Genomic DNA, 9,460 nt, shown 5'->3' with positions numbered 1-9,460 from the left:
GTATTACGGATCTCTTCGAGCGCCGTATGGCACGAGCGCCCCGTGCGGAACCCATGGCTATGTCTTGAGAACACAGGATCATAGATTTGCGCGAGGACGATTCGAGCCGCTTCCTGAACAATGCGATCATCGACCGTAGGGATGCCCAATGGGCGCATTTTGCCATTGCCCTTGGGGATATAGACCCGTCTGACCGGTCGGGGGCGGTAAGTGCCATCGGCCACCTGCCGGGCGAGATTGGCTAACCTCTCAAGCGTCATGCCGTCGAAGCTTTGCCCGTCAACGCCCGGTGTCGCCGCACCCCGGTTCCGGGACACTTTGACATAGGCCCGTTCATAGAGATGCGATGATCTCAAGAGACGGTGAAGACCATTGACCCGCTTTCCCGCCCGCGACAGGGCCGGAAGAGTCTCGAGCCTTCTCAGGATCATAGCGGTCTGCATCAGCAGTTCCTTTCCATCGATTGGTCGAGTTACGCAGAACTGCCGTCCTTCCCCCGCACCGGGCGGATTTCACGGGCGATCACTCGCCGCTTGTACCGCCGGTCCGTCCACCTCGCGGTGGCTGTCCCGGCCATTGCACCGGGCATTTGAGTACTATGACGGCTCCGTCGCCATGCAGGTCCGTTACGCTGGCCTGTTTAGGCGATCCCGTAGTTGCACGAGGAGGAGTCGCGATGCGTTTAGGTGCCCCGTTCGTTTCCTTGATCCCCTGACCGGGGCCGCGCCGTGCAGACTGGCGGCGATTCGCTAGGCCGCGCTCCTCGCCCTGCACGAAATGGCGTGTCATCCGCGTTCGCCATCGCTCACCTATTAACCGCTGGAAACTGGGATTCAGACAATCCAGTCTTCACCATGCGCACCTTGCCCGGAGGTCAGCCGCCCGACTGCGGAGTCAGGCTTCGATCCCTTCACCGACATGCTATGGTCCCGTTTCCCTTTCGGAATCTCAGCCGGCTCATCACCGACACCGGTAAGTCGGTCAGGCAGAAACTGTGCCAGTAAGTTTCGTTCGGTAGAACACTCCTTTCTTCTCGCGCCACAACGGCGCACCCCTGCCGGGTTACGATCCTCGCCTGGCCAATGGGGCCGGTGGCCCCTATTGATGCGCGCTTCGGGACCAAAGTCCCGGCGCGCATGGGGGAGGGCATCGCTCGCTTGCCCGTCCCCGATCGCGCAGCCTGACTGCTTCGCAGCAGACGCTATGCACGTTCCGCCCGTAGGCGGAGCGGTCCCCAGCCGGCCCCGGTAACGGGCACCCCAGCAGACATCGCCAGACAGCCCAGGGACAGGGTATCGGTCTCTGAGGATATGCACACCCTACGCACCAAGGTGCATTCCTTAGAAACAGAATGCAGCAATAACAACGGCATAGGGCCTCGCGATACAACAGACGATACCGCGAAATGCCCGAAACGTAGTGGCCATTTGCTTCCAGATCTGACCCCTTTGCTGGGCGAATCCAGCGCCTTTGCGTCAGACGATAAGCGCCCTCCGGACGGCAATCTCGCCCGCCGGGCAGCGGTGGCCGAAGGGTTCTACTGGGATCGGGAACTGCCGGGCTTCGGCCTCCGCGTGTACCCGTCAGGCCGCAAACGTTGGATCGTTCAGCTACGGCAGCGCAAGGCCACGCGGCGGATCACCCTTGGTGATCCCGAGGGAATGAGCGCGCCAGACGCGCGACGCGCCGCCCGTGTCATCCTCGCGCAGAATGCGCTGGACGGCCTCCCCACGAGGCAGTCTCGCGCCGAGCGTAACGTTCCGCGTTTCTCCGCTTATGTCTCCGAGTTCTGGAAGGATTATTCAGGACACTGGAAAAGCTCGACCCAGAGGCGCAACCGGCAGGCAATAGACGGCACACTCGTTCCCTATTTCGGCCGCCGTTACATGGGCACCATCACGCGAGTGGACGTTGTGGCGTGGAAGGACTCGCTTCGCGAGAGGCAGGGCACCTTCAATCGCGACTTGCCTGTCTTGGCCGCGATGCTCGGTTATGCCGAGAAACTCGGCTATCGTCAGAAAGGTTCGAACCCGTGCCGGGGTATCCCGCGCTACAAGCGGCAGCTTTCCGAACGCTACCTCACACCCAAGGAGTTTCGTCGCCTCGGAACGGTCCTTGCCGATTATGAGACCGTCCATTCTGAAGCTGTCGCCGTGATCCGAATGCTGATCTTCACGGGGGCCCGCTGCTCGGAGATCATCGGTCTGCAATGGGACTGGATCGACCCTCCCTACGCGCATCTGCCGGACAGCAAGACCGGCCCGAAGCGGCTCTATCTCAACCGGCAGGCCATGAGCGTCCTTGATGCGAGGAAGGGGGAGGGAGGAGGGGACGTCTTCCCTGGGGCAATCAGACGGAAAAATCTGTTGCCGAAGGCTTGGGAGACGATCCGACGAAGAGCTGCAATCCCCGACGTGCGCGTGCATGACTTGCGGCATAGCTTCGCCTCGACCGGGATCATGAACGGTGTTTCGCTCGCCCGCGTAGGAAAGCTACTCGGCCACGCGCTTCCGGAGACCACGGCGCGTTATGCCCATCTCGCCGACACGGCTATAGCCGACGCTGCCTCGCGCGTTTCCGGCTCGATTGCATCCGCCTTGGGGCTGCGGTCGTGAACGCTGTTACGCTACGCGCGATCCTCGCGCAGGAACTGGCTGCGGTCGGCGTTGACCATCCCGGCGAGCGATCGCGGCTCGGCCGGCAGCGCTTCACCGAGTGGTCAGCCAAGCAGCCTGGGTTTGGGACGCGCTGCTATCCCTCCGGTAGGCGCGTCTATATCGTGCAGATGCGGATGCACGGCACGTTGCGGACCATTACCATCTGCAATGCGGCATTCGTTTCCTATAGCGTCGCGCTCGGCGTCGCCCGTCGTGTGATCTTGAGAGCCCAAGTCGGCGAAAACCCCGCCGACGATCGTAAGCGGGTCCGCTCGCTGCCGCCATTCGACCGTTTTCTCAATCTGTACTGGCAGCGAGTCGCAGCTTCGTGGAAGCCGTCCACTCGCATCGCGCACGACAAGTACCGGCGCTATCATCTCGACGGCGCTTTCCCCGGCAAGACCATCGACACCATCGACGAAAGCGACGTGACGGCCTGGTATGCCTCCGTCGCCGACAGCGCAGGCCCGGGCGCAGCTAATCGTGTGCTCGACATCCTGCGAACGATGCTGAACCGAGCGGAAGAATGGGAACAGCGCCCGGCAGGTTCAAACCCGTGCCGGGCGATCCACCGATTTCGGGGGCGCAAAGTAGAGCGCCATTTGAGCCAGGCCGAGCTTGAGCGCCTTGGGCGGGCGATCGAGGGCAGGCGCGAGGCCAGCCCCGTTCACGCGTCGGCGCTTACGATGCTGCTGCTTACCGGATGCCGCTATTCAGAGATCGTCGGCCTGACATGGGGCGAGGTCAAAGGGCAACGTTTGAAGCTTGCTGATAGCAAGACCGGCGCGCGCACCGTTTGGCTCGGCGAAGAAGCGCGATCGGTCTTGGATCGCTTCCCTCGTGGAAAGTCCGACGAACTTGTGTTCCGTGGCCTGAAAACCGGCAAACGCATCGACCTGACAGGTTTTTGGCGATCAGTGAGGCAGGAGGCCGGTCTCGGCGCGATGCGGCTCCACGACCTTCGGCACAGCTTCGCGAGCCGCGCTGCCGCGATGTCCGAAACGCTGCCGATGATCGGTAAGCTACTCGGACATAGCTCTGTCAAAAGCACCGCGCGCTACGCCCACCTTGACGACGCGGATGCCGTGGAAGCCGCTCAGCGGATTGGCGATCTCATTGCTTCACTGTTGGGCAATCCAGAGCACGAGGATTACCCGGTCAACAGCTGACCGACTCGTTTCGTCGCCAAAACGAGGCAAACCGTCGGCAAAATGCATTTTTTGGGTTGTCTTCGGAACAGATGTGGAACACCAAGGCGGTCGCTGATGAGCACGACGATGCTTCGCGGGTTGATTCCAACCCGGAGCTGTATTCCGTGCCAAGGTAGGGGTAGAGTGTTATGACGAAAACGGTTAGCGGGCCGCACGGAGACGGTGTGCCCACAGTTCTTGATCTGTTCTGCGGTGCCGGTGGGCTCGCGGAAGGTTTCCGACAAGCCGGGTATCGCATCTTGGGGGGTGTGGATTATTCAGCACCCGCCATCGAAACGTTCGAGGCAAATATTCCAGGGGCAGTCGGCGTTCTAGCCGATCTCCGGAATCCCGATCTCGACGATTTTGAGAAGCGCTTTGCCGGTGTGGATGTGATCGTCGGCGGCCCCTCATGTCAGGGGTTCAGCACATCGGGCGGCCTTAGCAAGTCGTCCGGTCGCGATCATTCCGATCCGCGCAACCGGCTTTTCATCAATTATACCGATATCGTTGATCGCCTTCAGCCGAGCTGGATCGTGTTCGAGAACGTTCCGGGCCTCCTCCTTTACGAGAACGGAAAGGTTGCGCTTCAGATCGTGCAAGCGTTCCGCGAGATCGGCTACGAGCTCGTTCCGATGATCTTGCTCGCCGCCGACTACGGCGTGCCGCAGCTCCGGCGGCGGTTGGTGTTTGTGGGTAATCGGACCAATTCCGACATCTCTCTTCCTGCTCCGACGCATGGCGATGTGAATCTCTGGAAAGGATTCTCGCTGCCATTCGCGCACCTTTCGCGCATAGGCCACGGACGGGAAGAAGGCCTCCTTTCTCACGTGACATTCGCTGATGCCTGCTCCGATTTGCCCAAGGTGGCTGAGGGGAAGGAGATCGATAGCAAGGCATACAGGGCCAAGCCCAAAACCGATTATCAGCGGGAAATGCGCGTCGGCTCCGAAGTCGTGCGCCAGCACGCCGCCGCCGATTTGTCTGTACTCGATCGCGTAGCGTCGCAGACACTGAAGCCAGGGCAGAATTGGCGCGACCTATCGGATGACGTGCTACCGGATCGCTTTAAAAAGATAAGGCGTTACGATGCCACGACCTTGTTGAAGAGGCTGCGGGACGATCTGCCGACCTATACGATAACGACCAAATTCAACGAGGCGACGACGGGCGCGTTCATTCACCCTTCGCAGGCTCGAACGATCACTTTGAGAGAGGCGGCTCGGCTTCAGTCGTTTCCAGACCGGTTCGTATTTTCGGGTTCTCATGCACAGATCCGACAGCAAATCGGCAATGCGGTGCCCCCGCTCTTAGCGAAGGCGATTGCCGAGGCAATCTATCCCGCCGTTATGCAAGACGCCTTCGGGATCGAGGTTGAGCCTGTGAGAGATTCCGTCGTCGTCGATCACGGCGTTTCCGAGGCAGAAATTTTGAAGCTTCACGGCGCGCGAAAAAAGCCCAAAGGTCAGCCGACCGAAGCGTTAGCTGCATGAGGCCCGATGCCGTACTTTTCACCTGACCAGATCGAGCGCGGCTTAGCGTACCTCGCCGAGACGGGCCATCAGTCGCTCGTCAGCCTTTTGGCGATGCTCAGGGCGGACGTTCCGGTCAGCGACGATGGGGCGGGCGCGGTCCAGTTCGGGTCGAAGCAGGAAAACGCCTTAATGGCGAACTTCTTCCGGCCCGAACTCGGACCCAGTGAAAAACCGTACTTTATCCCGTTCGGCGACGCAGGGGGAAAGCCTCGCTGGCATGACGACGGCTATGCCGGCAGTAGCCTCCAACGCCAGCGCAAGGACCGCTCAACGGTGTTCGCCCAGCCGTCTGGCGATAAAATGCGGTGGTTCTTCCGCCCAGACTATGTAGCTCAAATAATATCCAACCCGGCGACGGCCGGTAAAACCGCGATTTCGCTGCCTGCGCTGGCTTCTTGGCTCTTTCGGCGCGATCAGATCGATAGCGTGTCGGACGCGGTGGAACGGGCGATCGACGCCCTGAAGTTGGATCGTGACGGCCTGATTGGCCCAAACTCTGTCTTCACGCGGGACGATGTCGCGCACATCGGAGACCTACCGCTTTCGGACGCTCCGATCGAGAACGAAGCCTTACTTGCGTTACTCGCGAAGTTCTCTCCTGCCCCGAAATCGAAGGGGGACGCGCTTGAGAATGATGGCGATCAAGCGACCGGCATTCTCCATGAAATCGCCGCCCCAGGGAGTTGGGAGGTTCCGGAAGAGTCGCTCGACGATTTCGCCGGTTTGCGCGGCCTAAGAGAGCCGGTAATGCGAGCTATCGCCGCCCTCCATTCCGGTATGCACGTTATTTTCACCGGGCCTCCCGGCACCGGCAAGACGACGCTTGCCGAAGCAGTCTGCAAGCTCGCCGGGTTCCCATCTTGGACAGTGCCGGCGACCGATCAATGGACGACGTTTGAGACGATCGGCGGCTATTTTCCCGTGCCGTCCGAGACGTCGGCGGAGGACCGATTAGACTTTCTGCCCGGAGCGGTCGTCGGGGCGATTGAGCAGCAACGCTGCCTCATCATTGACGAAATCAATCGCGCAGATATCGATAAGGCGTTCGGTGAGCTTTTCACACTTTTGACCGGCAAGTCCGTTACCCTCCCTTACCGCCGTCGCTCTGAGTCTGGTTTTCGCCGGGTCCGCCTGCAGATCGGGACCGGCTTGGTCGAAGAAGACATCGATGCCATCCAAGTGCCCGACTGGTGGCGTCTCATCGGTGCGATGAACGATGCCGATAAAGCCAGCCTAAAGCGCCTTTCTCTAGCGTTCATTCGGCGTTTCGCTTTTATCCCGATCGACCTGCCAGAGAAGGAAATTTACATTTCCATTCTCAAGGCGGAATTGGATCGAGCGGAACCGAGCGTGCGGGCGCGGCTGAGCCATTTGGAAAACTGCCTTGTCGAGCTGTTTCCGGATCGGGCAGCCGGCCTCGGTTCGATCGGATTGCCGCTCGGACCCGGTATTCCGCTCGCAATGATACGGCACGGTGTCTCAGAAGCAATATCTTGGCCGACCAGAGGCAGCGAAGAGATTACCGCCTCGGCGATCGAGTCGTATCTGGTTCCGCAGTTCCAGGGACGTCCTGACAAGCACTCTGACATCTTGGCGGTGCTTACATCCTACGTTCCGGACGCGGACGGCTTGGCCGCGGTGCTCGGCGTTTGGACGGGCGTTTCGCCGTGACATTCAGTCGCGCCGAATGGCGCGATTTTGTTTGCGCACCTGACCATCCCTACCGGCATCTGGCCAGCTTGGGCGCATCGGTCAAAGGGGCGAGTTCGGACGCGATCGATCTCGCCGGCCTCACGGATTTCCTGCAAAAACTGCGCGGCGATCATGAGATTGGCTTGCTTGCCGATATGGTCGATCTTTTGTCGGGCGGTTACACTGAATTTGCGCAGACCCAATTACCTCGACTTCTCGATTCCCTGGCCAACGAGATGGAGAGCCGGGACGAGATTGTCGGCCCCGGATTGAGGGGCAATCCGCGATGGGACCGTACTGTTGTTTCACGAATGGCAGGCATGCTGCCGATCGGCCGGTACCATTCTCGGACGTCGCATCGATCGTTCTCGCTGCCGGAAAACGAACTGCTACGCTGGTTCGTCAATGATCTGATTGGTTCGGTTAGAGATCTGGCACGCCGCTCCAGCAGCGCCTCTCCTCATGCCGCACTGGTCACCCTTCTTCAGCGATGCGAAGAGGCGGCCGCGCATCATTGGCTGTCACAGCTTGCGGTCCCGCCGTACCTTACTTCCGCGATGATCTCCGCAGCGCGCAGGAGCCGCCATCCGGAGTACCGAAAGGCGGCCGAACTCGCGGAAGCGAGAGCCCGACTGAAATCAAGTTCCGAGGAGTCGCGATGGTACGCGACACTGATGCTGCTGGCCGTTGGCTGGCTGGAGCCGGTGTCCGACGACGACATGTTCGAACTCTATTCCTTGACGCTCGTCATCGATGTCATCGCCCAGGAACTGGGTTTCGGAGAACCCGAGGAATACGGGCTAGTCACGTCCGGGCGTGGGCACGTTGCCGCCTTTAGAAATGAGCACGGAAGACTGCGGGTGATCTTCGACCAGAACCCTTCCGCTGCCGTGCGGTCACAGGATCGCTACCGAGGTGTCGTGGCTGCTCATCGCGGCGTGACCGGAACCGCGCGACGGCCCGACATCTCGATCATTTATGACCGGTCCGATGGACAGCGCTTCGTCATTGTGGAGGTTAAAAGGACCGCCAACGAGCGCTATGTCAGCGACAGCATCTATAAGCTGTTTGGGTATCTGTACGACTTCGCTTCCTTCTGGCCGCAAGGGCACCCTAGTCCCCGTTCAGTTTTGCTCGTACCAGAAGGCATATCTCGCCTGCCTGACGAGCCATTCCGCGATGCCGCAATCGTGTCAGGAGATGATCGCGCGGGACTAGCCGCCGCACTCGCAGCGGCGATTCTCTAAGGTGCGAGATTTCCTCGGGAATGACGCCGTGTTGCCCGCTTATTCCTTCGAGGCACTATCTATCTTATGGTCTAGGTCTGATCGATTGAAGGGGGCGGCCTATCCTGGCCGTTAAAAGAGCAATGCTGCAAATAATAAAGAGCGAAAACGTACCAAACTCTTTCCTGCCAGCGCTCAATGGTCGAGAAGTCAGCCTCTGGATTCACCGCACTCCCGATGGTGTCGACGTCGCCGAACTTGTCGACTTCATTGGCTTGCCTTGGCGCGATGTCTTTATAAGCGAGACCGACAAAGCATTCCGGGATGCCCTCTCCGCAATCGACAAGCCCGATATGGTGCGCAAGAGGGGGTATGCGCAAATCATTCGCAGTGACCCAAGCCTCCTATCATTACCTCCCCGGGCATTGCCAATTTATCTCTTAGACGGCGGCGAGGCGCAGGAATCTAACTTTGATAAGACCCTGCGTCGCTTCGCGATGTTGGGGGGACTTCGTCGCTCTGGAGTCCGCCAGCTGCTCGTGATTTCCGACGAAGATGCAACGCTTCCGCCTGAGTTAGCTGATCTGCTGGATGTCCAATTCCGCCCGATCATAACCCAAGTTTCGGAAACGCAATCCGGTGAACAGATCGCTGAGTCTTGGGTCCAGAGCGACGCTACACGACCGACCGTGCAGTTCGTCAAGATTGCGCCCATCGACTTTATTCATGCGGTAGTTCGCGACTACGCTAAAATATACCCATTCGAATCGACGGTTGTGCGATTCCGTAATGTTGATAGTTCAATGTCCTTGATCGATTTGAGCGAGGTGGATGACGCTGAGCGGCCGATCCTTCGATCTTACGACTTGATCCAAGAACGAGACCTGGCGCCGGTCGCTCCACAAGACCTTTCCGAGGCGGAGTTTATTGAATTTTTCGAAGGTGGGCAGGGCTCCTGGCGACCCTGGGCTGCTGAACTACCTTGGCTTCAGGATCGGAGCGTCCCATCTAAATTGAAGCGCCTTCTCGGCGAGCTAGACATGAGCTGCTGCCGGTTTCGTGGACACCAAGATAAGGTGTTTTCGGAACCGGAGGGTGTAGATGCAACGACGGAAGTTCAGCCGAGAGTTCAAGCTCGAGGCGGTGAAGTTGGTCCGAGA

The 9,460-nt window shown here is 59.7% G+C and carries 7 protein-coding genes; 6 read left to right on the top strand and 1 reads right to left on the bottom strand.

Annotated features, from left to right (window positions below; translation table 11 throughout):
- Positions 1-443 (bottom strand): reverse transcriptase domain-containing protein (locus tag ACP7BY_RS20735; RefSeq protein ID WP_426288351.1); only part of this gene is annotated, 443 nt, incomplete at its 3' end.
- Between the two features lie 1,005 nt (positions 444-1,448).
- Here ACP7BY_RS20735 and ACP7BY_RS20730 point away from each other — a divergent pair.
- From ACP7BY_RS20730 to ACP7BY_RS20705, 6 genes are all read left to right on the top strand, one after another.
- Positions 1,449-2,615, top strand: coding sequence for a tyrosine-type recombinase/integrase (locus tag ACP7BY_RS20730; protein WP_231564997.1), 1,167 nt, complete (start codon positions 1,449-1,451; stop codon positions 2,613-2,615).
- Positions 2,612-3,826: a tyrosine-type recombinase/integrase gene (locus ACP7BY_RS20725; RefSeq protein WP_033964337.1), complete on the top strand. Its 1,215-nt coding sequence runs from the start codon at positions 2,612-2,614 to the stop codon at positions 3,824-3,826. Before ACP7BY_RS20730 ends, ACP7BY_RS20725 begins: the two co-directional genes overlap by 4 nt.
- A 170-nt stretch (positions 3,827-3,996) precedes the next feature.
- Positions 3,997-5,340, top strand: a complete 1,344-nt coding sequence (locus ACP7BY_RS20720; RefSeq protein ID WP_137903284.1) for a DNA cytosine methyltransferase — start codon at positions 3,997-3,999, stop codon at positions 5,338-5,340.
- Positions 5,341-5,346: 6 nt separating this feature from the next.
- Entirely contained in the window at positions 5,347-7,053 is a 1,707-nt protein-coding gene (locus ACP7BY_RS20715; RefSeq protein ID WP_137903283.1) for an AAA family ATPase, read from the top strand.
- Positions 7,050-8,321 (top strand): hypothetical protein, encoded by a 1,272-nt coding sequence (locus ACP7BY_RS20710; protein ID WP_137903282.1) that lies wholly within the window; start codon positions 7,050-7,052, stop codon positions 8,319-8,321. Before ACP7BY_RS20715 ends, ACP7BY_RS20710 begins: the two co-directional genes overlap by 4 nt.
- A 122-nt stretch (positions 8,322-8,443) precedes the next feature.
- Positions 8,444-9,460, top strand: a 1,017-nt coding sequence (locus ACP7BY_RS20705; RefSeq protein WP_426288349.1) for a hypothetical protein, incomplete at its 3' end; no start/stop codon positions are given.

Origin of the sequence: Sphingomonas sp. PSPC2-2, from assembly GCF_049897725.1 — a bacterium.
Lineage (GTDB): Bacteria > Pseudomonadota > Alphaproteobacteria > Sphingomonadales > Sphingomonadaceae > Sphingomonas.
Note: the sequence above shows the minus strand (reverse complement) of the source record. Positions and strands in the feature narration are given on the sequence as shown.

Excerpts from the sequence above, each read along its gene's own strand:
- ACP7BY_RS20720 (WP_137903284.1), top strand. The coding sequence starts at position 3,997 with ATGACGAAAACGGTTAGCGGGCCGCACGGAGACGGTGTGCCCACAGTT.
- ACP7BY_RS20715 (WP_137903283.1), top strand. The coding sequence starts at position 5,347 with ATGCCGTACTTTTCACCTGACCAGATCGAGCGCGGCTTAGCGTACCTC.